The following is a 21,850-nucleotide window of genomic DNA, read 5'->3' as shown; positions in this document are numbered from 1 at the left end:
AGGTACTACCCTTGCTACGTCAGCAGTTTTCCGATGGCTGGATGTTCCGCGCGAAACAGAACGAGTTCGCCGAACTCGGCCGGTCGGTGCCGGCTGAGGAGGTCACGCTCCCGCACGACGCCGTCATCGGCAGGTCCAGGGATGCGGAACTGGACGGTGGTGCGGCAACGGCGTTCTTCCCCGGGGGTACCTGGGAGTACACGAAGAAGTTCTTCGTGCCGGAGGACTACGCCGGCAAGCGGGTTCGACTGGAGTTCGAGGGTGTGTACCGGTCGGCGCTGGTGTACCTCAACGACGACCTGGCTGGGCGGTGGGCGTCCGGTTATACGGGATTTTCCGTCGTGGCGAACGACTTCCTGCGGTACGGCGTGGAAAACGTCGTGCGCGTAGAAGCCCGCGCGCACCGGGATTCGCGCTGGTACTCGGGAGCCGGAATCCACCGGCCGGTGCACCTGATCGTCGCGGAGCCCGTGCACGTCGCGCTCGACGGGGTCCGGGTCACCACGCCGGACATCGACGCCGACCGGGCAGTCGTGCACGTGGCGACGACGATCGAGAACGAAGCGAACCGGCTGCGAACGGTCATGGTCGAGACGACGTTGTTCGATGGCGGGAACCGAGTCGTCGCGGTCGACGGCGCACCGGTGAGCGTTGTCCCGGGGGAGTCCGCCGTGCTCCGCCAGCGCATCATCGTCGCTCGGCCGGAATTGTGGAGCCCGGACACGCCGAACCTGTACCGCGCGGCGGTCACGGTGCGGGAGGTCGGTGAGGTCGTCGACGAAGCCGAGACCACGTTCGGCATCCGCGCCCTGCAACTCGACGCGGAACGCGGACTGCGAGTCAACGGCGAGGTAGTCGAGCTGCGTGGCGCGTGCGTGCACCACGACAACGGTGTGCTCGGTGCCGCCGCTATCACCAGGGCCGAACAGCGTCGCGTCGAACTGCTGAAGCAGGCCGGGTTCAACGCGATCCGCAGCGCGCACAACCCGATGAGCCGCGCCATGCTCGATGCCTGCGACCACGCCGGCATGCTCGTCATGGACGAAGCCTTCGACATGTGGACGCGGAGCAAAAGCGATTTCGACTACGCATTCGACTTCGAGGACTGGTGGGAACGCGACCTCGACGCGATGGTGCGCAAGGACTGGAACCACCCGAGCGTGTTCGCCTACTCCATCGGGAACGAGATCCCCGAAGTCGGGGGACCGCATGGCGCTGTGTGGGCTCGGCGGCTGGCCGAGCGCGTGCGTTCCCTGGACGGCACCAGGTACGTGACCAGCGGAGTCAACGCCCTGCTGGCGGTGATGACCGAGTTGAGACAGGGGTGGGGTGGCGCGGATGACGGCGAGGGCGTCAACACGGTGATGGCCAACGCGGGAGCGATGCTGAACAAGATCGGCACTTCCGAGCTCGTCACCGAACGCACGGCCGAGGTGTTCGCGACACTGGACATCGCGGGAATGAACTACCTCGACGGCCGTTACGAGCTCGACCACGAGCTGTTCCCGAACCGGGTGATCATCGGTTCGGAGACCTTTCCCACGCACATCGACCACCTGTGGGCCCTGGTGACGAAACACCCGCACGTCATCGGTGACTTCACCTGGACGGGCTGGGACTACCTCGGTGAGGTGGGTGTAGGCAGGCCGCAGTACGCCGGCGAGGCGGGCGGCTTCATGGGCGGCTACCCGTGGCTCACCGCGTGGGTGGGCGACATCGACATCACTGGGGTGCGCCGTCCCGCCTCGTACTACCGTGAGATCGTCTTCGGCCTGCGGCCGGCGCCGTATCTCGCGGTCCGACGCCCCGAGTCCTCCGGTCGCGAGGTGGTGTCCTCACCGTGGGCCTGGACCGACTGCCTGTCGAGCTGGACCTGGCCCGGCCACGAGGGAAGGCCGCTCGTGGTCGAGGTCTACAGCGATGCCGACGAGGTCGAACTGCTGGTGAACGAGAAGTCGTTCGATCGGCGCCCGGTCGGCGCGCAACACCGGTACCGCGCCGAGTTCGAGGTGCCGTTCACCCCGGGGCGTATCACGGCTGTGTCCTATCGCGACGGTGCCGAGACGGGGCGCAGCGAGGTGTGTACGGCTTCCGATGAAGTCCACCTGCTCGCCACCGCCGACCGGCCGGTCGTCTCGGCCGGTGTGGACGACCTCGTTTTTGTGGACATCGCCCTGGTCGACCCGGACGGTGTCGTGCACACCGGCACCGACCGCCGGATCGAAGTGGCCATCGATGGCCCCGGCGTGCTGCAGGGGCTCGGCAGCGGCAACCCGAAGAACACCGAATCGTTCACCGGTGACACCCATTCCACTTTCGACGGACGCGCGCTCGCCGTGGTCCGGCCGACAGGTGCCGGTGAGATCCGCGTCAAGGTGCTCGACGACACCGGCCTGAGCACCGAAGTACTGGTAACCGCGAGGAAAGACGGAGCCTGACCATGACGGACATCGGCAAACTGGTCGGGAAGCTGGATCTCGATCAGAAGGTCGCCCAGTTGACCGGCCTGAGCTATTACGACCTCGTCGATCCGGTCGCGGCCTACACCCGCGGCGAAACTGTCGTCGACCTGTCGCGGATCCCCGAGGTGCGCCCGCACGGTGCCGGGCACCTGTCCTTGGCGTACCAGATCGCCACGGAGCCGGTTGAGCTGCGCGAAAAGCTCGGACAAATCCAGGAGATCGTTCGCGACGTCAGTCCGTTCGGCATCGGTGTTCTCGTGCACGGCGAAGCCGTCAGCGGTCTGGTGCACGAGGCGGGGAGCCAGTTCACGACACCGTGGGGCCAGGCGGCGACATGGGACCCACAGGTTCCGCGCCGGATCGGGGAGATCGCCGCCCAGGAGTCCCGCGCGCTGGGGTTCCACCTGATGTTTTCGCCCGTTCTCGATCTAGCCAGGGATCTGCGATGGGGCCGGATCCACGAGACGTACGGGGAAGACGCCGAACTGGTCTCGCGGATGGGCGTCGGGTTCATCAGCGGTATGCACGAAGCCGGAGTGCTCGCCACCGGTAAGCATTTCCTGGGGTACGGGCATTCGCTCGGCGGGCTCAACCAGGCCGCGACCCAGCTGGGCAGGCGGGAACTCACCGACGTCTACGCCGAGCCCTTCCGCCGCGCCATCCGGGAGGCCGGCTTGTCGGTCATGATGAACTCCTACAACGAGGTGGACGGCATCCCGGCGGCCGCGAACCGCTGGCTGCTGACCGACCTGCTGCGTGGTGAGCTCGGGTTCGACGGTCTCACCGTGAGCGACTACGACTCGGTTGCCATGCTGCACAACAGGCAGCACACCGCGGCGACCCCGGGTGCCGCGGCGGTCCAGGCACTGGAAGCGGGGTTGGACGTCGAGCTGCCCAGCGCGCCGATGTTCTCCGGACTGCGCGACGAGGTGGAAGCCGGGCGCATCAGCGAAGCGGTGATCGACCGGGCGGTGGAACGCGTGCTGGCGGTGAAAGCCCGATTTGGGCTGGTGCCGGAGATCGGCCCGGCTCCCTCGTCCGCACGGCCGGAGCCGGTCGGCAAAGCCGCCACGCGGGGGCTGGCCCGCGAGATCGCGACAAAAAGCATCACCTTGCTGGCCAACGACGGTGTGCTGCCCTTGGCCGCCGCCGCGGCCGGGCGGATCGCGGTCGTCGGACCGGCCGCCGACGAGGTGCGCATCCACTTCGGGGCCTACAGCGACGTGGCCAACCGGGAACTGCCGATCGCCATCCGCCAGATCTTGGCCGGGGCTGTCTCTGGCGTCGAGGCGTCGGCGGAGGTGTTCACGGACCTGTTCCAAACCCGCTTGCCCGGCACGGAGCCGGCTTTCGAGGAATCGACCCGGAAACTGCATCCGGACGCGGTGAGTGTCCTGGCAGCGCTGCGGTCGCTCGTTCCCACGGTCGAGTACCACGCCTTCGGCAGCATCGAGCCGGCCGCCGATCTCGACGAGGCAGCACTGGCCGGTGCGGTGGCCGGCGCGGACGTCGTCATCGCCGTCGTGGGTGAGCGAACCGGCTGGGTGGGCAACCACACCGCCGGCGAGGGGCGCACCAGCGCCGATCCCCGCCTGCCCGGCAACCAGGAGCAGTTGGTGTCGGCACTGGCGCGGCACGGCAAGCGTGTGGTCACCGTGGTGGTGAGCGGCCGCCCCTTGCTGCTCCAGGCCGTTCACGACGCCTCAGCCGCGGTGGTACTGGCGCCGCTGCTCGGTGATGTCGCCGGTGCCGCCATCGCGGACGTACTCTTCGGCCGGGCCGATCCGGGTGGGCGGCTGCCGTCCAGTTTTCCCCGGCACCTCGGGCAGGTGCCGCTGCACCATGGCCATCCCATCGGCAGTGGTTACACCGCCCACAAGGGCAACCGCCCGCTGTACACCGACCTCGACGACAACTCGCCGCTGTACGCGTTCGGCCACGGCCTGACGTGGACCGAATTCGAGGTCAGCCTGGGCAGCGCGGAGGTGTCGGGCGACTCGATCGTGGTGACCGGACAGGTGACCAACACGGGGGAGCGCCAGGGCACCGCGGTGGTGCAGCTCTACGGCCGTGACGAGGTGGCGTCCGTTGTCCGCCCCGTCCGCCAGTTGCTCGACTTCGCCCGTGTCGAACTCGACCCGGGAGCCGCCGCGGACATCGGCTTCACCGTGCCGGTGGAACGGCTGGCCTACACCTGGCCGGACGGGCGCCGGGGCGTCGAAGAGGGCGACCTCACCCTGCTGCTGGGCTTGGCCAGCGACGACATCCGAGCGAGCACGACCCTCACGGTGCCGGAACTCGTCCTCCCCAGGGCACGATCCATTCAGGAGGAAACAAATGCCCCAGCTTGATCCCGCGGAGCTTTCGCTGGAGCGCAAGGCCGCATTGCTGACGGGCGCTGACTTCTGGTCAACAGCGGCCGCACCGGAAGCGGGCGTCGTGCCGGTCGTGCTCAGCGACGGCCCGCACGGCGTTCGCCGCCAAGCCGATACCAGCGACCACCTGGGGCTCAACGAGAGCCTGCCGGCCACCTGTTTCCCGCCCGCGGTCGCGGTCGGTTCGAGCTGGGACCGGGAAGTGGCCGCGACAGTGGCCGCCGCGGTCGCGCGGGAAGGCCGCGCGCTCGGCGCCGACGTCGTGCTCGGACCCGGCGTGAACATCAAGCGCACGCCGTTGTGCGGACGCAACTTCGAGTACTACTCCGAAGACCCGTACCTCTCAGGTGTGCTGGGCGCGGCGTACGTGCGCGCCCTGCAGGCCGAGGGCGTCGGAGCGTCGGTGAAGCACTTCGCGGTCAACAACCAGGAGACCGAGCGGATGCGGATCAGTGCGGACGTCGACGAGCGGACATTGCGCGAGATCTACCTGGCTGCCTTCGAGCGGGTGGTCACGGAATCCTCGCCGGCCACCGTGATGTGCTCCTACAACAAGATCAACGGTGTCTACGCCGCGGAGAACCACTGGCTGCTCACCCGGGTGCTGCGCGAGGAATGGGGTTTCAGCGGCGCTGTCGTGTCGGACTGGGGCGCGGTCGGTGACCGGGTCGCCGCGCTCGCCGCGGGTACCGACCTCGAGATGCCGGGCACGCAGTCCGGCGCCAAGGAGGTGATCGACGCCGTGCGGTCGGGGCGGCTCGCGGAGGCGGTGGTCGACGACGCCGTCCGCCGGGTGGCGGACCTCAGCCGGTTCGCGCGGGTGACTGGCCCGCCCGATCCGCAGCTGGAACCCGAAGACATCGAGTCGGGGCACGACCTGGCCAGGCTTGTGGCCGCCGAATGCGCGGTGCTGCTGCGCAACAAGAACGCGGTCCTGCCGATCGAGCACGTCTCCCGTGTCGCGGTTGTCGGTGAGTTCGCTGTCGCCCCGTCCTACCAGGGAGGAGGAAGCTCGCACATCAACCCGACCCGGGTCGGCACCGCGCTGGACACCATCCGCGAGCACGCCGCGGCTCGCGGGCAGACCGTGGTCTACGCGCCCGGCTTCCACCGCGATGGCAGCGGAGACCCCGGCCAGCTGAGGGCGGACGCCGTCGAGGCGGCGGCCGACGCCGACGTGGCGCTGGTGTTCGCGGGCATCGTGCGCGAGTCCGAAGGCTTCGACCGCGACGACATCGACCTTCCCGCCGACCAGGTGGCGCTGATCGACGCGGTGGCCGCGACGGCCGCGCGCACGGTGGTGGTGCTGTCCAACGGGGGCGTGGTTTCACTGGAGGGCTGGCACGACCACGTCGACGCGATCCTGGAGGGCTGGCTGCTCGGCCAGGCCGGTGGCCCGGCGCTGGCCGACCTGCTCTACGGGGTGGTGAACCCGTCCGGGCACCTGGCGGAGACCATCCCGCTGCGCCTGGCGGACACCCCCGCGTACCTGAACTTCCCGGGAGAACAGGGGCACGTGCGCTACGGCGAAGGCGTCATGGTCGGCTATCGCCACTACCTGACCGCCGAGCAGGAGGTGCGCTACCCGTTCGGGCACGGCCTGAGCTACACCACCTTCACCACCACCGGCCTGGCCGTCACCGCGACCGGGCCGGACACCGCGCGGCTGTCGGTCACCGTCACCAACACCGGGCCGAGGGCCGGCAAGCACGTCGTGCAGGTGTACGTAGCGACCTCGGCCGGGCCGGTGCGCCGGCCGGTGCGTGAGCTCAGGGCGTTCGAGAAGGTCGAGCTGGCGGCAGGCGAATCGCGGACGCTGACCATCGAGCTCGATCGCCGCGCCTTCGCCTACTGGGACATCGAAGCCGGCCGCTGGGTGGTGGCGCCCGGCGAGTACGTGATCCAGATCGGTGAGAACGCCGCGTCGATCGTTGCCGAGCAAGCGCTGACGCTCGACGGTGAGCTTCTTGCCAAGGAGCTCACGATGCGGTCCACCGTGGGTGATTGGTTCGACCACCCTGTCGTCGGGCCGCGGTTCACGGAGCTGCTCGCCGCGGCCATGGGCGCACCGCAACCCGACCAGAGCGAGCAGGCTGAAGACGGGATGAAGATGGCGCGCGGGATGCCCCTCTACCAGTTCGCCGGATTCCTGCCTGGCTCGCTACCGTCCGAGCGGCTGGACCAGCTCATCGAGCTGTCTCGCACCAGGTAATCGAACGACCGGAACCGATTGAGGCGAACAGTGCCAGAACCCCGCAGTATGACCGACCTGCCCTACGCGTCCCATCTGCAAGCCGAAGACGGCACCCTCAGGCAGGGAGACCAGTTCGACGTCGTGTTGTTCGAGGAGGTTTCGTTCGACGGTGTTCGAGCCGGGAACGCGCGATTCACCGAGTCCGCGTTCACCGGCGTGGATTTCGGCAACGCCCAGCTGCGGCACGGCCGGTTCAACGACGTCTGGCTCGACAACTGCCGGATGAACGGAACGGACTTCGCGCAGACGACCTGGCTGGACGCCGAGTTCGGGACGACGGTACTGGCCGGCACCGCGTTGTTCGACTCGACCATGAGGCGAGCTGACTTTTTCGGTTGCAAGCTGGTGGGTACCAACCTGCGCAATGCCGATCTCCGTGACGTCACCTTCACCAACTGCGTCCTCCAGGATGTCGATTTCGGCGAAGCCGAATTGACCAACGTGGCCTTTCCCGGTTCGAGGATCGATGCACTTCACTTTGACGGAGTGAAGGCGGAAAACGTGGACTTCCGGGGTGCGTCCGAGATCGATATCCGCAGTGGTTTCGACTCGTTGAAGGGCGTGCGGATCAACAAAGTTCAGTTGTTGCAGCTCTCGCACGCTTTCGCGCTGGCACTCGGAGTCACGGTCGACGGCTGAATACGCCCTTACTGGTGGGCGCCGCCGTCGATGCGGATCTCGGTGCCGGTGATGAACGCGCCGTCGTCGGAAGCGAGCATCGCGACCACACCGGCGACCGCGGCCGGGGAGCCCAGGCCCTCGCCGATCGCCGGGGACATCTTGCTCAGCAGGGACCAGTCGATGTCGGAGGGCACGAGCGTGCCGATTCCGTTGGTGATTCCACTGCTGATGCCACCCGGTGCGACCGAAACCGCGCGGAGGCCCTGTTTGGAGTATTCCTGCGCGATGCTGTGCGTGAAGGATTGGATGCCGCCCTTGCTCGCCGAGTAGGCGGCCATGAACGGATGCCCGAACTCGGCCGAGGTGGAGCTGAAGTTGACCACCACCCCGCGCCCGGTCGCCAGCAGCGCCGGCAAGGCGGCTCGGGTCACCAGGAAAGTGCCGGTGAGATTGACCGCGATCACCTGGTTCCACAGCTCCAGTGAGCAGTCGTGGGTGTGCGCGCCGCGCAGTATCCCGGCGGCGTTGACCAGCACATCGAGATGACCGAGGCCGCGCACAGCGAGGTCCACGGTGTTCCGCACGGCCTGTTCGTCGGCGACGTCCAGGACGGCGGTGGACAGCCGGCCGCCCGTGCCCGTCTCGGTGGCCAGTGCGGTCGTTTTCTCCAAGCCCTCGGCCGAAACGTCGGCTGCGCCGACGGTCGCGCCTTCGGCGAGCAGACGCAGGACGGTGGCCTGTCCGATGCCCGAGCCGCCACCCGTGACGAGCGCGGTGCGTCCGGCGAATCGCTGCATGTGGTGTCCTCTCGGCAGCTGGTGTTCTGTTCACATCGGTCAGCACGGTCCGGGCCCGTAATCTGGTCACCCGCGGTGAGACGCTCGTAGTACACCAGCCCACCGACGCGTCTGGCGGCGCGCGTTCCAGTGAGCGGGAGAACCGGTCGCGGCGAGTACGGAAGCAGCCATTCCGAAGTGGGTGGATTGTGCGCCCAGACCGAGGAAGCCGGCCGAGGCCAGCACGAGAACGGTGGTGGGGTGCGGAGCAGCCTGACCTCCCCATGAAAGCACATCAGCCACCGGACGGTGCGGATTCGCGGCCTCGGCTGTCTTCGTCCACGCCGATGGCGGCGACGAGGTCGGCCTTCAGGCCGGTCGGCATTTCCGGGAAGTACTCGAGCACGGTGTTGAGCGAGACACCCGGGGCGCTGCCGTCGATCGGGATGCCGGGGAAGTGCTTGCCGAACACGGTGGTGACCGCGCGCCAAGCCTTCGGGTCGGCTGCGATTGTCTGAAGTGGAGTGTCCATGGTGTACGCGCGCCGCAGTGGCTGGGGCAGGCCGTACTCCCAGGTGTGCTCGCCCCCGCGGATCTCCTCGGACAGTCCGTCTGGGTGCAGCGGCAGCATGACCGTCGCCGAGGTGTCCTCGGGAATCGTGACGTCCAGGCGCAGACGACCGTCCAGGACGCGCCAGGCGATCGTGACCCGGCCGTGGACCGTGTCGTGGGCGAGCGTCGCATGGGTGAGATCCCCGCCCGGACGGGGAGCGATGCGCATGGTGCGGTAGCCGGGCTCGACGGGGGTGAGGCCGCCGACGACGCGGTGGAGCCAGTTCGCGACCGCTCCCAGCGCGTAGTGGTTGTGGGAGCCAAGCCCGGACGGGTGGAGGGTGCCGTCCGGGCGGATGGCGTCCCAGCGTTCCCAGATCGTGGTGGCACCCATGGTGACGGGGTAGAGGAAGGACGGGCAGCCGGTTTCCAGGAGCACCTGATAGGCCTCGTCGAGGTGGTCGGTGCGGCTCAGCGCCTCGCAAACGTACGGGGTACCGGCGAATCCGGTGGAGATCCGGTAGCCAGCCTTGGTGACCAGCCGCGTGAGCTGGTGACCGGCGTGGGCTTCCTGATCGGGGGCGAGGGTGCCGAAGCAGATCGCCAGCGCGTATGCGGTGACGGTTTCACTGACGATCCGGCCGGCCGCCGTGACGTACTCACGGCGGAACGCCGCCCGCACCCGTTCGGCGAGCGCGGTGAAGTGACGGGCGTCCTCGTCCTTGCCGAGCACCGCCGCGGTGCCTGCCATTTCGGCGGTTACCCGGCACAGGAACGCCGAGGCGACAAGGTACCGGTCGGTCTTGCTGCCCCCGGCGTCGTCGTCCGGTGCGTCGGGGGCGAGCCAGTCGCCGAACTGGTAACCACTGCTCCACAGGCCACGCTCGTCGAGGCGCCCCTCGACGTCTCGTACGAAGGACGCCATGGATTCGTACTGGCTGCGCAGGATCTCCTCGTCGCCGTACTCCTGGTAGAGGGCCCAAGGCAGGCTGACCGCGGTGTCGCTCCACAACGCCGTGGGTGGTGACGGGGTGGACAGCACGTCCGGCACCACCATCGGCACGTAGCCCTTGTCTCGTTGCTCGGCGGCCAGGTCCGCGAGCCAGGAGCCGAGTACGCCTCGCGCGTCGTACAGGAACGCGGCGGTGGGGCCGAACGCGTTGATGTCGCCGGTCCAGCCGAGTCGTTCGTCCCGTTGCGGGCAGTCCGTCGGGATCCCCACGAAGTTGCCGCGCATCGACCAGACCACGTTGGCGTGCAGGCGGTTGAGCAGCTCGTGCGAGGAGTCGAACCAGCCGGTGCGCGTCATGTCGCTGTGCACGACCACGGCCCGGATCTCGTCGAACGGCCCGTCGACTTCGGCGTAGCGGAAACCGTGGAAGGTGAATCGGGGCTCCCAGATCTCCGAGCCGTCGCCACGGCAGGTGTACCGGTCGGTCGCGGCGGCGGTGCGCAGCGTTGCCGTGTCCAGCTCACCGCCGGTGAGGACTTCCGCGTGCCGCAGCGTGATCGTTGCTCCGGCTGGGCCGGAGGTGGTGATCCGGGTCCAGCCGGCGATGTTCTGTCCGAAGTCGACGATCGTCTTCGCGGAAGGGCTGGTGGTGACCGAGACCGGGGCGAGTTCTTCGATCCGGCGGATCGGTGGCGCGCCGGTGGAGACGAGCGCGTCGAGAGCCCAGTCGAATCGCGCGGCCGGCGCCCAAGCGCGGTCGTCGAACCCGGGCAGGTTCCAGCCCTCGGGCTCGAGCCGCGCGTCGTAGGTCTCGCCGTCGAGTAGATCACCTTGGAGCACCGCGCCGGTTCCACAGCGGAAACCTTCCGCGGTGCTGACGATTTCGACGCGATCTCGGTAGTCGAGTTCGAGCTGGAGGAAGAGCGCCGGACGGTCGGCGTAGTGATGGCGCTTGCCCTCGTACCCGATTCGTCCCACGGCCCAGCCGTCACCGACGATCGCGCCGACCGCGTTCGCGCCCGCGCGGACCAGCTCGGTGACGTCGTGACGGCTCACGTGCAGGCGGTGGCGGTAAGAGGTCCAGCCCGGGACGAGCACCTCGTCACCCACACGAACGCCGTTGAGGTAGGGCTCGACGATGCCGAGTCCGGTGACGTGCAGCGTCGCCCGCCTGCACTCCGCGGCGTCGAACTCGCGCCGGAAGTAAGGCGCCGCGCCGTCGGACGCCGGGGGCGCGATGAAGGTGGCGTGCCAAGGGTGATCCACGAATTTCCTTTCAACCAAGGGAACGGTAGGAGATCTGGTGGACGGCGACTTCGCCGGTGACGGGCTCGACGCCGAAGGTGCGACCGGTGAATCCTCCGGCCACCTCGGTGGACAGGTAGCGGCCGTCGAAGCTCCCGATGACCGTCGCCGACCCGTCGTCGCCGACGACGGCCAGCTCGATGACATCGGGTTCGTGAACGGGCATGGGCGGGACCGGTGTGGGCTCCCGGGCCGAGATGCGCAGAGTCGCCTGCCCACGGGTCGGTGACGGCACCTCGGTGACGGTTGTGCGCGCGGGACCGATGACCACGGTGGCGGTGATCGTCTCCGTGTCGGCGGTGAGTCCGTACCAGTGCGACTCGTCGATCCGGACGAGGAACCGCCCGCAGCCGGCGGTGGTGTCGAGGCGGGCCTCGGCGGTCCATTCCCGGTCACGCGCACGTGCCGAAAGCACGGGTTTCGGCTCGCCATCTGCCGGAGCGGTCAGCACGAGACGGCCACCTTCCGTCCGGGTGAACGTAGCCGGGAAAACGTTCGGTGACACCCAGCGGTCGTCGAGTTCGGGGGAGGCGAATTCGTCGACGAACGAGTGATCCGGCGGCACCGGGCTGAAGCGTTCCTCGTCGACCACTGGCCAGCCGTCGACCCACGTCACCCCCGCGAGAAAGGTTTCGCGGCCGTTGACGTGGAACATCGGAGTGCGACCGCCGGGCCGTACACCGAGGTAGACCATGGCCCACGAACCGTCGGCCAGCTCCACGAGATCGGCGTGACCGGTGTTCTGCACGGGATGTGTGGTGCTGCGATGGGTGAGGATCGGGTTCGCCGGGGCAGCCTCGTAGGGCCCGGTGAGCGAACGGGAACGCGCGATGGTGACGGTGTGGCCCCGTTCGGTCCCGCCCTCCGCGAGCATCAGGTACCACCAGCCGTCCCGCCGGTACAGATGCGGTGCCTCCGGGTAGGCCAGCCCCGTGCCCTGCCACAAAAGCCGCGGCCGGCCGAGTGCCGCGCCGGAGGTGGGATCGATCGGCATGCCGGCTATGCCAGGTAGGTTCGACGCCCAGGTGAGGTGGCAAACACCGTCCTCGTCCCAGGTGAGGTCCGGATCGATCCCGATGGCGCCGTCCACGTGGACCGGATCCGACCACGGTCCCGCCGGATCGCCGGCCGTGACGATCAGCTGACCGCGGTGCGTTTCGAGCACGTTCGTCGTCACCAGCCAGAATTTCTCCGCGTGGTACCGCAGCGTCGGGGCGTACACCCCCGTGCTCGGCGGGGCGGCACGCAGGTCCAGCTGCCCGGGACACCGCAGCGCGTTGCCCACGAGCGTCCAGTTCACCAGGTCGGTGCTGCGGTGGATCGGTACGCCGGGCGCGTATTCGAAGCTGGAGTTGGCGATGTAGTACGCGCCTCCAGCACGGCAGATGCTCGGATCGGGGTGGAACCCGGCGATGATGGGTGCTGTCATTTCGCCCTTCTCTGTGGAGACCGCGGCTTCGATGGGCCCGCGTTCACCGGACGCCGCGGATCCGCCACGCCGCCACGCCCGCGGCGATGGCCAGAACCGCGGCTGCGAGGAACAGCGCGGCGTAGTTGCCGCCACCGCCGATCGCCAGCACGAGCGGCGCGACGATCGGGGCGATCGCGCCCGCCGGGTTGCTGGCGATGTTGTAGTAGATGCTCATGTACTTGCCTGCCTGGTTTCCCCGATCCGGCATGACGTCGCTCACCAGTGCCAGATCCAGCGTGCCGAAGATGCCGACACCGAGCGTCAGCAGGATCGCGCCCACGCTGTAGACCACCAGATCGGTCGCCATGGCCGCGACGACCAGACCACCGGCCATCGCCGCGGCGGCTCCGTAGATGAACGGCTTCCGCCGCCTGATCCGGTCGGAGATCATTCCGCTGACGATGGCGGATGCCGTGCCGGTCAGCACGCCGATCCCGCCGAGGAGCGCGAGTTTCTGTCCCGCGTCCGCAGGGGCCAGTTTCAAGCGGTCCAGCAGGAAGTAGAGCTGGTAGGTGGTGAAGAAGTTGATCCCGAGCGTCAGCAGGAACTTCCCGATGAGCACGAGCGAGAAGTCCCGGTGCTCGAACGGATTGAAAGCGAGGTCCTTGACGAACCGGACCACTGACGCCGACGTGGCGCGCTGGGCTGGCCGGTCGGGAACGGTGAACAGGAAGAACACCGACATCACCGCGAGGACCAGCACGGGGAGCAGGAACAGCAACACCTGGTGGTCGAGGAGCAGGCTCCCGATCAGGCTGGCCGCCACGCCGGCCAGTTGCGCGGCAACACCGGCGAACGCGCCGAGCTTGCCTCGCTGCGCCTCGGGCACCCACTCCGCGATCACGGGGTTCACCGCCGTCGCGGCGAAAGTCAAGCCGATGGTCGCGACCACCCAGCCGACCAGGATCGCCGGAACCGACGACGCGGCGGCGATCAGCAGGGAGCCGGCGGCGTTGACCCCGATGCCCAGCAGCAGGTATGGCCGGCGTCGTCCCCACGCCAGGCGGGTCCGGTCGCTCAACGACCCGATGATCGGCCCGGCGACGATCGATACGGCTGCTGCGACGCCGATGACCAGCCCGAGGTCGCTCTCCTTCGAAGCCGGCGCGACGACCTGGACCTTGTAGGCCAGGCTGAAGAGGATCGGCATGAGGACCACGAGGGACATGCCGAAGTTGGTCAGCGTGTAGACGACCATGAACCAAGCGCCGACGGGCTTGAGTTCGGGCTCCGTCGAGCCGTGGCCCGGTTCGGTGGTCGCGACTTGTGTCACCGGTTCGTCGGCACCCGCGGAAGAAGGGGCGCCGATCGGGTCAGTTGTCATGCGTGACTCCGTTGTCTCGGCTGAGGTGGCGCGCGCAACCAAACTTGCGAGGACAGTACGGTGCCGTGGTTGCGCGCGCAACCAATTGTCGCGCTCAGCGGGACTGGGAGTAGGTACGGTCGCCGGTCGGCGGGACTCTGTCCTTTTGGCCGTCCTGTGGAGACCGAGAGGCGGAAGATGTCCGACTTGCTGGTTGACCTGCGCGAGAAGGTTGTGTTCATCACCGGTGCGGCGCAGGGGCAGGGCGCCGCACACGCCCGGATGCTGGCCGGGTTGGGCGCGCGGGTGGTGCTGACCGATGTGGCCCAGCCGGTCACCGATGAACTCGGCGGTGAGTTCTTGGCCCTGCCGCTGGATGTGACCGACGAGACGGCTTGGGCGAGCGCGGTCGAAGAAGCCGCCGCGCGGTTCGGCCGTATCGACGTGCTCGTGAACAACGCGGGCGTTGCCCGGACCGGATCGCTGGAAACCTTGGTGGCAGCGGAGTTGATGAACCTGTTCCAGGTCAACCTCGTCGGGCCGGTGATCGGGATGCGCACCGTGGTCCCGGTGATGCCGAGCGGTGGCTCGATCATCAACATCGCGTCGACCGCGGCGTTGTCCGGTTACGCCGGCGGGCTGGGCTACAGCGCGTCCAAGTGGGGCCTGCGTGGTGCCAGCCGGTCCGCGGCCAAAGAGCTCGGTCCACGCGGTATCCGGGTCAACTGCGTCTGTCCCGGCGCCATCGACACCGCCATGATCAGCGAGGAGACGCGCGCGGGAGGCGGCGCGGTCCAGCACATCCCGATCGCGCGGCCCGGCGCGCCTGCCGAGGTGTCCGCCCTGGTCGCCTTCCTGGCGAGCGACGCGAGCAGCTACTGCACCGGACAGGAATTCGTGATCGACGGTGGCCAGACGGCGTAGGTCCCGGTGAGTGGGAGCACGGTTTCCTGGTGCGTCACGGGTTGCCGACGATGACGGTCAGGGCCGAGGAACGTCGAGGCGAAAATGGAGAGTGCGATGACCGCCGTTGTTCCGCACCACGAACTTCCCTACCTCGACACGCACACCACGCAGTTCCTGGACGACCCGAACGGTGCGCTGGGTACCGGTCAGAGCAGGCTGCGGATGGCCGCCGGCCGGTCAGGCACCGAGGTCTTCTCCTACGACACCGCCCGCGAGTTGTTTCGCGACAGCCGGATCACCCCGCGGACTCCGCAGGTCTTCCTCGACAAGGGCCTCGATGGCGGCCCGATCATGGACTATCTCGTCGACGGCAACCTCAACCTCACCTGGGCCGAGGTTCACGACCGGTTGCGCCCGATCATGGTTCGCGGCTTCCGGGCGAACCGCATCGCCGAGTCCAGACAGTTCATCCGGGAACTGGCCGACGAGCTGATCGACGACCTGCTCACCCGAGACCACTGCGACATCGTCGCGGACTTCAGCCACCACCTCTCGATCCAGGTCATCTCCCGGTTCATCGGAATCCCGCGCGAGGACGTGCCCGAATTCGACCAGGCGACGGTGGAATTGCGGCTGCTGGGCCAGGAGCCGTTCTGGCCCGGCGTGCCGCGGCTCGAGCGGGCGCTGGAGACCGTTCGCGACTACTCCGAGCGAATCGTCGCCCAGCGGCGGAGGAAGCCGGAGGCCGACTTCATCAGCGACCTCATCGAAGCACGGGAATCGACGGATCGGATTTCGGAAGCCGAGCTGGTGTGGAACATCGCCGGTGTGCTGCTGGCTGGTCACGACACCACGCGCTACCAGCTGGCCTCGTGCGTGCGCGCGGTCGTCGCGGCGGGCGAGTGGGAGACCTTGCGGGACCGCCCGGGGCTGGTGCCTGCCGCGGTCAACGAGGCGATGCGACTACACCCGGCCACGCCCCGTCAGGTGAAGGTGGTCGGCGAGGATCTGACGATCGAGTCACGGCAGTTCCGCAAGGGCGACCTGATCACGCTCAACCTCGCCGCCGCCGGGCGCGATCCCGCGGTGTTCCCCGGCCCCGACCGGCTCGACCTGCATCGCACGGAGCCGCTGTTCGACATCGGGTTCGGCTACGGCGCGCACTACTGCCTCGGCTTCGCGGTGGCCAAGGCCGAGATGGAGGAGGCGCTGACCCTGCTCACCCAGCGCCTGCGCGACGTTTCGATCGACGGTCCGATCGAGCTGAAGCCGGGCGGGGTGATCGCCGGGCCGGAGGTCGTCCCCCTGCGTTACCGGAGCCGGCCCTGAAGGCGCCGCGGATCAAGACGGCGCTCTACGCGCCGCCCATCGGCCAGGACGTCGCCGGTTGGCGTGAACGAATGCGGGCGATGGACGCCAGCGGGCTCACCGCGATCTCGGTGTCCGACCACTTCCTGACGGGGCACCAGGATCCGGTGGCCGCGCTGGGCGCGCTGGCCACGGTCACGCACCGCTTGCGCCTGATGGCGCTGGTGTTCTGCAACGACTACCGGCACCCGGTGCTCACGCACAAGGCCGGCGCGACGGTGGACGTGCTGTCCGGTGGGCGGTTGGACCTCGGTTTGGGCGCGGGCTTCCTCGCGGCGGAGTACGCGGCGGCCGGACTGCCGTTCGACGGGGCTGGGGTGCGCGTCGACCGGCTCGAAGAGTCGCTCAAGGTGCTCACCGATTTGTTCTCCGGCGAACCAGTGGCGCACGCCGGGCTGCACTACCAGGTTTCCGGTATCTCGGGAACGCCCCGCCCGGTGCAGCGTCCTCATCCTCCGCTGGTGATCGGCGGTGGTGGCCGGAGAATGCTCCAACTCGCCGGGCAGTACGCGGGCATCGCGGGAATCCATTCGAACCTGCGCTCCGGCGTGGCGTACGACGCGTCCGTCATCGAAGACATGCTGCCCGCCCGGATGGAGGAGAAAGTCGGCTGGGTGCGTGAGGCGGCGGAGAACGCCGGTCGTGACCCGGACTCGATCGACTGCCTCGCGATCACGTGGACGTGCCGCGTGGTGGAGGCGCCTCGGCACACCGATGCCGCGCTTGCGGAGGTTTGTTCCCGTTACGGGGTCTCCAGGGAGGTCGGGCGGGCCTCGACGGGCTTGCTCGTCGGGACGGTGGAGGAGTGCGTGGCGCAGTTGCACGAACGGAGAGTGGGGTTGGGACTGAACTATGTGGACTTCGGCGCCGCGGACTTCGCCGAGGTCGCCTCGTTGATCGACGCGTTGTCGGCGGAGCTGGGATGACGGCCGAGTACCCCCTGACAGACCTGCACCACGTCGGCGTGGTGGTGCCGGATCTCGAGGCCGCGGTGGAGGACGCGCGTGAACGGCTGGGAATGGAGGTCCGGATCTTCCCCGCGGGCGTGTACCCATGCCGCATCGAAGGCCGTGATGTGCAGCCGGTCACGCAGATCGCGTTGTCCGTCGAAGGGCCACCCCATCTGGAACTGGTCGCGGCCGTGCCCGGAAACGACCTGTGGCGCGTTGTGCCGGGACTGCACCATCTCGGGTTTGTCGTCGACGACGTGCCAGGGGCCGCGCGGCGAATGGCCGAGACGGGCGCGCCATTGGTGATGGGCGGGATACGAGACGGGAAGTTTCCGGTTGGCGCGACGTACCACCGCGACCCGCTCGGCCATCTCGTCGAGCTGCTAGACGCGGGAACGGCGGCACGTTTCTCCCGGTTCCTGACCGGAAACTCCGGGTGACTTCGCCGCGGTGATCCATTCGCTCTCCCGCTCACTGGACTACTCGCGTCCGGAGCCGGTGCGGAGGCGCTGTACTGCGGGGGTGTCAGCACGCTTCGTCTTCACCAAGATCATGGTCCGGAATCTCGATGCCCAAGCGGCCTTCTACGCCACCGCGCTCGGCCTGGTGGTGAAGCACCGGTTCTCCGGCGGGGAGGGAGACGGTGCTTTCGAAGAGGTCGTGCTGGGCGACGACCCCTCCTTGCTGTTGCTCCACTATCCCTACCGCGTGCAACCGCCGTCCGGCGGGGCAGTGCTCGGGTTTGCCGTGGCGGACCTGGACCAAGCCGTGCGCGCCGTGGAAGCCGCGGGTGGAGCCGTGCTGACGGAACCCAAGTCCATTCCCGAGGCGGCCATGCGCGTCGCCAAGGTCGAGGACATCGAAGGTCAACTGCTGGAGCTCGTCCAGTACCTGTGACGCAGGAGAACCGCACGTGGAAATCAGCAACGTCCTGAATGCCTTCGCCCGCCTCGCCGACGAGGGCACGATCGAGCAGATCGGTGTTCTGTGCGCCGAGGACATCGAGTGGTCGATGACCGGGGTGACTTGGTGCGGCCGCGACGAGGTGCTTTCCGGGCTCGATTCGATGCGCCAGCTGGGGCATGCCGGACCCGACTCGGGGAACCGCCACGTGATCACCAACCAGGAGGTGTACGCCGAGGGCGACCACGCCACCGCGCACTCCTACTTCCTGCTGGTGTCGAGCGGCGACCCGGCCGCGATCCTGACAACAGGAGCGTACCGCGATGTGTTGCGGCGCAACGGTGATCGCTGGCTCCTCGCCCGGCGCGAGGTCACCATCTGACCGTCCGAAGTGGTCACTGACCGGACACCACCCACCAACAGGGAGAGTTGATGATCGCCGATCCCCGTATTCGCAACGCGCTGGAGCGTGCCGTGGAACTGGGGGAGACCGGCATCTCGGTCGCCGCCTACCACCGCGGCGAACTGATCGTCGACGCGGTCGCCGGTGTCGCGGACGCCGAGAGCGGTACGCCGGTGGACGACCGCACGCTCTTCCCGGTGTTCTCCGTGACCAAGGGCGTCACCGCGACCGCCGTGCATTTGCAGGCCGAGCGCGGCCTGGTCGATCTGCGAGCGCCGATCGCGCGGTACTGGCCGGAGTTCGCCGCCGACGGGAAAGACACCGTCACGATCGAGCAAGCCCTGTCGCACCGGGCAGGTATTCCGCAGATGCCTGAGGGCGTCACGCCGGAACTGATGGCCGACTGGGAATGGATGACCGAGCGGATCGCCGAGTTCACGCCCCTCTACGAACCCGGAACCGCCAGCGCATACCACATTCTCGTGTGGGGCTGGATCGTCGGCGAGGTGGTGCGTCGCACCGATCCGGCTCAGCGTTCGTTCGACGCCTTCGTTCGCGAGGAGATCTGCGAGCCCCTGGGCGTCACCGATTTCCACCTGGGCGTGCCGGACGCCGACCTTCCCCGGGTGGCGAAGCTCTCTGGTGGCAACGAGTTCTCCATGGTCGACGAACACAACATCAGCCCGCCGGCGGTCTTCCCCGGTTCCACTGCGCACAACCTGCGGACCGTGCAGCAAGCCGTCGACCCCGGTGCCGGCGCGATCGCCACCGCTGGATCCGTGGCACGGATCTTCGCGATGCTCGCCGAGGGCGGTGAACTAGACGGAGTCCGGCTGCTGTCCCGCGACCGGGTGGCCACCTTCACCCGGCCACGAGAGGGTGCACACGACCCCGACAAGGTGCTCACCATCCCGGTGTGGTTCGGCGCGAACGGGTTCTGGCTCGGCGGTGAACCGGACGCGTCCGACCCGCTCGTGGGCGACCACCGGGAAATCGTCTACAGCCCCGGTGCTGGTGGCTCGATCGCCTGGGCCGACCTGCGCGACCGGATCGCTGTCGCGATCTGCCACAACAACATGGACACCCCGGCGATCGTCAGTCCGGAAAGGACATTCGAGCCGGTGGTACGGGCGATCCGCGAGATCGTCGCCGAGCGTACGGAGGATGAACGATGAGTTCCGCGAACGAGCTGTTCGGCGGTGGGGTAGCGGTGATCACCGGCGCCGGTGCGGGCATTGGCGCCGGTTTGGCCCGCTACGCCGCTCGCGAACTGGGCATGGCCGTGGTGCTGGCCGATGTCGAATCGGCGGCGGTCGCGGAGTTGCGCGAGGAACTGACGGCGGCGGGCGCTCGCGCCGTTGACGTCTGGTGCGACGTGCGTGATCCGGCGGCGCTCGAACAGCTAGCCGAGCGAACTGCCGCCGAATCCGGTCCAGTAAGACTGTTGGTCAACAACGCCGGGGTGGAACAGTTCGGTTATCTGTGGGACACACCCGTCGCCAACTGGCAGCGCCTGGTCGAGGTCAACATCAACGGCGTTTTCCACGGCATCAAGGCATTCCTGCCGCGCATGATGGCCGAACCCGGCCAGTCCTGGGTGTGGAACCTCTCGTCCATCGGCGGGGTCAGTGCCAGCCCGCTGCAGGCGCCGTACATCATGAGCAAGCACGCCGTGCTGGCGATCACCGAGTGCCTGTACCAGGAAGTCGAACTCGCGGGCCACGCTGACCATGTCCACGTCCAAGCCGTGCTGCCTGGTGCGGTCGCGTCGAACATCTTCGAATCTGCTGGCGCGGTCGAGGACGGCGACCTCGCCGCGGCAGAGGACCATCGGTCCGCCATGCTCAAGGTGAAGGCGGCGGCCATGGACCCGGTCGATGCGGCGCGGGTGTTCTTCGACCAGGCGGCATCGGGCGAGTTCTACCTGAGGTCGCAGGGCTTCGTCGGTGATGCCATGTCCGCGCGCGCGGACGTGCTGACGCACCGCCGTGCCCCCGTGCTCCCCACCGGCGAGTTCACCGTGCCCGCTGACTGATCACGCGCTGGCGGCCGGCTGCGGGATTTCGATCACCGCCTTGACGAGTTGCCCGCGGTGCGACGGCTCGAACGCGTCCTCGACGATCCGGTCGAAGCTGGTGCGGGTCACCCATTGGCTGACGGGCAGCAGCCCCCGGCTCATCCACTCGATGACCGACGAGAACGCCGACCGCGAGTAGCCGCTGTGGCCCTGGATGGTCAGCTCCTTGGACAGGGCGAGCAACGCGTTCATCGAGTACGGCCGCTGGTGCAGGCCGATGATGACGATGCGGCCGCGCTTGCGGGTCACGGAGAACGCGAGATCCATGGCCTTGGCGGCGCCGGCGCATTCGAAGACCACGTTCGCGCCGAGCCCACCGCTCATCGAGCGGACCACGGCGTCAACGTCCTCGCTTGCCGGGTCGACGACGGTGAGGCCGCCGACGCCGGCCAGGTTCTTCCGGCGTTCCTCGGACAGCTCGACCACGACGATCTTCGACACCCCGGTCGCGCGGAGGGCGAGCGCACAGCCGATCCCGATGAGCCCGGCGCCGGTGACGACTGCGACGTCGTCCTCGGTGGCCCTCGCCCGGATCACCGCGGCGGCTGCCACGGACAGGGGCTCGATCAGCGCGCCCTGCAGCAGGCTGACGTCGTCGGGCAGCTTCACCGCCAGCTCGGCCGGCACCACGGTGCGCTCAGCCAGCCCGCCGATCGGGCCGCCACAGCCCACCGTCGACACCGTGCGGTCGACCCGCTCGCACGAGATGGGGTAGCCGGCGCGGCACTCGGCGCACTCACCGCATGCGATCAGCGGGAACACGGCCACCCGATCGCCCGCGGAGATCGACGTGACATCCGGAGCCACCTCGATGACCGTCGCCGACAGCTCGTGCCCGATGTGCTGGGGCCGAGCCGGCATCGCATCGTCGTCGGCGTAGAAGTAGTGCAGGTCGGTACCGCACGTGCCGACGAAAGCCATCTGCAGGCGTACCTCGCCGGGCTTCAGCTCCGGGTCGGGCTCGTCCCGCAACCGGAGGTCGTGCTGTCCGAAGAGTCGATACGCCCGCATCGGCGCTCCTTTCGGCCGGGGCCCGTCACCGCTGGCCGGCAGGGCGATTCAGCAAGTACGCGACGATCTGCTCGACCGCCTGCTCGGGACTGGTCTCGGCGGTACGGATGTGGAGTTCGGGCTCCTCCGGTTTCTCGTAGGGGGAGTCGATCCCGGTGAAG

The 21,850-nt window shown here is 68.3% G+C and carries 18 protein-coding genes; 12 read left to right on the top strand and 6 right to left on the bottom strand.

Annotated features, from left to right (window positions below; all coding sequences use genetic code 11):
- Positions 1-41: 41 nt before the first annotated feature.
- The 4 genes from YIM_RS36755 to YIM_RS36740 are packed head-to-tail and all read left to right on the top strand — an operon-like array spanning position 42 to position 7,730.
- On the top strand, positions 42-2,438 hold the full coding sequence (locus YIM_RS36755; protein ID WP_228004260.1) for a glycoside hydrolase family 2 TIM barrel-domain containing protein: 2,397 nt from the start codon (positions 42-44) through the stop codon (positions 2,436-2,438).
- 2 nt (positions 2,439-2,440) lie between these two features.
- The gene (locus YIM_RS36750; RefSeq protein ID WP_153034758.1) at positions 2,441-4,813 is read left to right on the top strand and encodes a glycoside hydrolase family 3 N-terminal domain-containing protein; all 2,373 of its coding nucleotides are present in this window, start codon (positions 2,441-2,443) and stop codon (positions 4,811-4,813) included.
- Positions 4,800-7,049: a glycoside hydrolase family 3 C-terminal domain-containing protein gene (locus YIM_RS36745; RefSeq protein WP_153034757.1), complete on the top strand. Its 2,250-nt coding sequence runs from the start codon at positions 4,800-4,802 to the stop codon at positions 7,047-7,049. The genes YIM_RS36750 and YIM_RS36745 overlap by 14 nt, the downstream gene beginning before the upstream one ends.
- A 48-nt stretch (positions 7,050-7,097) precedes the next feature.
- Complete coding sequence (locus YIM_RS36740) at positions 7,098-7,730, top strand: pentapeptide repeat-containing protein (RefSeq protein WP_228004259.1); 633 nt, start codon at positions 7,098-7,100, stop codon at positions 7,728-7,730.
- An 8-nt stretch (positions 7,731-7,738) separates the two neighbouring features.
- Here the strand turns inward: YIM_RS36740 and YIM_RS36735 are convergent, their stop codons facing one another.
- The 4 genes from YIM_RS36735 to YIM_RS36720 form a co-directional block, all read right to left on the bottom strand.
- Positions 7,739-8,509, bottom strand: coding sequence for an SDR family NAD(P)-dependent oxidoreductase (locus YIM_RS36735; RefSeq protein WP_153034755.1), 771 nt, complete (start codon positions 8,507-8,509; stop codon positions 7,739-7,741).
- A 274-nt stretch (positions 8,510-8,783) separates the two neighbouring features.
- Positions 8,784-11,258: a glycoside hydrolase family 78 protein gene (locus tag YIM_RS36730; RefSeq protein ID WP_153034754.1), complete on the bottom strand. Its 2,475-nt coding sequence runs from the start codon at positions 11,256-11,258 to the stop codon at positions 8,784-8,786.
- 10 nt (positions 11,259-11,268) lie between these two features.
- On the bottom strand, positions 11,269-12,726 hold the full coding sequence (locus YIM_RS36725; RefSeq protein ID WP_153034753.1) for a glycoside hydrolase family 43 protein: 1,458 nt from the start codon (positions 12,724-12,726) through the stop codon (positions 11,269-11,271).
- A gap of 43 nt (positions 12,727-12,769) precedes the next feature.
- On the bottom strand, positions 12,770-14,173 hold the full coding sequence (locus tag YIM_RS36720; RefSeq protein WP_228004258.1) for an MFS transporter: 1,404 nt from the start codon (positions 14,171-14,173) through the stop codon (positions 12,770-12,772).
- A gap of 96 nt (positions 14,174-14,269) precedes the next feature.
- Between YIM_RS36720 and YIM_RS36715 the strand changes: the two genes are divergently transcribed.
- The 8 genes from YIM_RS36715 (at position 14,270) to YIM_RS36680 (ending at position 20,636) form a co-directional block, all read left to right on the top strand.
- Positions 14,270-14,995 (top strand): SDR family NAD(P)-dependent oxidoreductase, encoded by a 726-nt coding sequence (locus tag YIM_RS36715; RefSeq protein WP_153034752.1) that lies wholly within the window; start codon positions 14,270-14,272, stop codon positions 14,993-14,995.
- 96 nt (positions 14,996-15,091) lie between these two features.
- Complete coding sequence (locus tag YIM_RS36710) at positions 15,092-16,306, top strand: cytochrome P450 (RefSeq protein ID WP_194239867.1); 1,215 nt, start codon at positions 15,092-15,094, stop codon at positions 16,304-16,306.
- Positions 16,303-17,271 carry a TIGR03621 family F420-dependent LLM class oxidoreductase gene (locus YIM_RS36705; protein WP_228005062.1) on the top strand — a complete coding sequence of 323 codons (969 nt, stop codon included), beginning with the start codon at positions 16,303-16,305 and terminating at the stop codon, positions 17,269-17,271. The genes YIM_RS36710 and YIM_RS36705 overlap by 4 nt, the downstream gene beginning before the upstream one ends.
- Positions 17,268-17,735, top strand: coding sequence for a VOC family protein (locus YIM_RS36700; RefSeq protein WP_153034749.1), 468 nt, complete (start codon positions 17,268-17,270; stop codon positions 17,733-17,735). The genes YIM_RS36705 and YIM_RS36700 overlap by 4 nt, the downstream gene beginning before the upstream one ends.
- Before the next feature lie 82 nt (positions 17,736-17,817).
- Entirely contained in the window at positions 17,818-18,192 is a 375-nt protein-coding gene (locus YIM_RS36695) for a VOC family protein (RefSeq protein ID WP_228004257.1), read from the top strand.
- Positions 18,193-18,208: 16 nt separating this feature from the next.
- A complete protein-coding gene (locus YIM_RS36690) occupies positions 18,209-18,580 on the top strand; it encodes a nuclear transport factor 2 family protein (RefSeq protein ID WP_153034748.1) in 372 nt (123 codons plus the stop codon).
- 50 nt (positions 18,581-18,630) lie between these two features.
- A complete protein-coding gene (locus YIM_RS36685; RefSeq protein WP_153034747.1) occupies positions 18,631-19,776 on the top strand; it encodes a serine hydrolase in 1,146 nt (381 codons plus the stop codon).
- A 35-nt stretch (positions 19,777-19,811) separates the two neighbouring features.
- On the top strand, positions 19,812-20,636 hold the full coding sequence (locus YIM_RS36680; protein ID WP_255462798.1) for an SDR family oxidoreductase: 825 nt from the start codon (positions 19,812-19,814) through the stop codon (positions 20,634-20,636).
- Here YIM_RS36680 and YIM_RS36675 read toward each other — a convergent pair whose 3' ends face one another.
- Positions 20,637-21,689, bottom strand: coding sequence for an alcohol dehydrogenase catalytic domain-containing protein (locus tag YIM_RS36675; RefSeq protein WP_153034745.1), 1,053 nt, complete (start codon positions 21,687-21,689; stop codon positions 20,637-20,639).
- A gap of 25 nt (positions 21,690-21,714) precedes the next feature.
- On the bottom strand, positions 21,715-21,840 hold the full coding sequence (locus tag YIM_RS50150; RefSeq protein WP_255463081.1) for a hypothetical protein: 126 nt from the start codon (positions 21,838-21,840) through the stop codon (positions 21,715-21,717).
- Between the last annotated feature and the right edge of the window lie 10 nt (positions 21,841-21,850).

The organism is Amycolatopsis sp. YIM 10 (genome assembly GCF_009429145.1).
Taxonomy (GTDB): domain Bacteria; phylum Actinomycetota; class Actinomycetes; order Mycobacteriales; family Pseudonocardiaceae; genus Amycolatopsis.
The sequence above is the reverse complement of the archived record's forward strand: the minus strand, read 5'-3'. Positions and strand labels throughout refer to the sequence as shown.

Excerpts from the sequence above, each read along its gene's own strand:
- YIM_RS36755 (WP_228004260.1), top strand. The coding sequence starts at position 42 with ATGTTCCGCGCGAAACAGAACGAGTTCGCCGAACTCGGCCGGTCGGTG.
- YIM_RS36750 (WP_153034758.1), top strand. The coding sequence starts at position 2,441 with ATGACGGACATCGGCAAACTGGTCGGGAAGCTGGATCTCGATCAGAAG.
- YIM_RS36745 (WP_153034757.1), top strand. The coding sequence starts at position 4,800 with ATGCCCCAGCTTGATCCCGCGGAGCTTTCGCTGGAGCGCAAGGCCGCA.
- YIM_RS36740 (WP_228004259.1), top strand. The coding sequence starts at position 7,098 with ATGACCGACCTGCCCTACGCGTCCCATCTGCAAGCCGAAGACGGCACC.
- YIM_RS36735 (WP_153034755.1), bottom strand. The coding sequence starts at position 8,509 with ATGCAGCGATTCGCCGGACGCACCGCGCTCGTCACGGGTGGCGGCTCG.
- YIM_RS36725 (WP_153034753.1), bottom strand. The coding sequence starts at position 12,726 with ATGACAGCACCCATCATCGCCGGGTTCCACCCCGATCCGAGCATCTGC.
- YIM_RS36715 (WP_153034752.1), top strand. The coding sequence starts at position 14,270 with ATGTCCGACTTGCTGGTTGACCTGCGCGAGAAGGTTGTGTTCATCACC.
- YIM_RS36710 (WP_194239867.1), top strand. The coding sequence starts at position 15,092 with ATGACCGCCGTTGTTCCGCACCACGAACTTCCCTACCTCGACACGCAC.
- YIM_RS36700 (WP_153034749.1), top strand. The coding sequence starts at position 17,268 with ATGACGGCCGAGTACCCCCTGACAGACCTGCACCACGTCGGCGTGGTG.
- YIM_RS36685 (WP_153034747.1), top strand. The coding sequence starts at position 18,631 with ATGATCGCCGATCCCCGTATTCGCAACGCGCTGGAGCGTGCCGTGGAA.
- YIM_RS36675 (WP_153034745.1), bottom strand. The coding sequence starts at position 21,689 with ATGCGGGCGTATCGACTCTTCGGACAGCACGACCTCCGGTTGCGGGAC.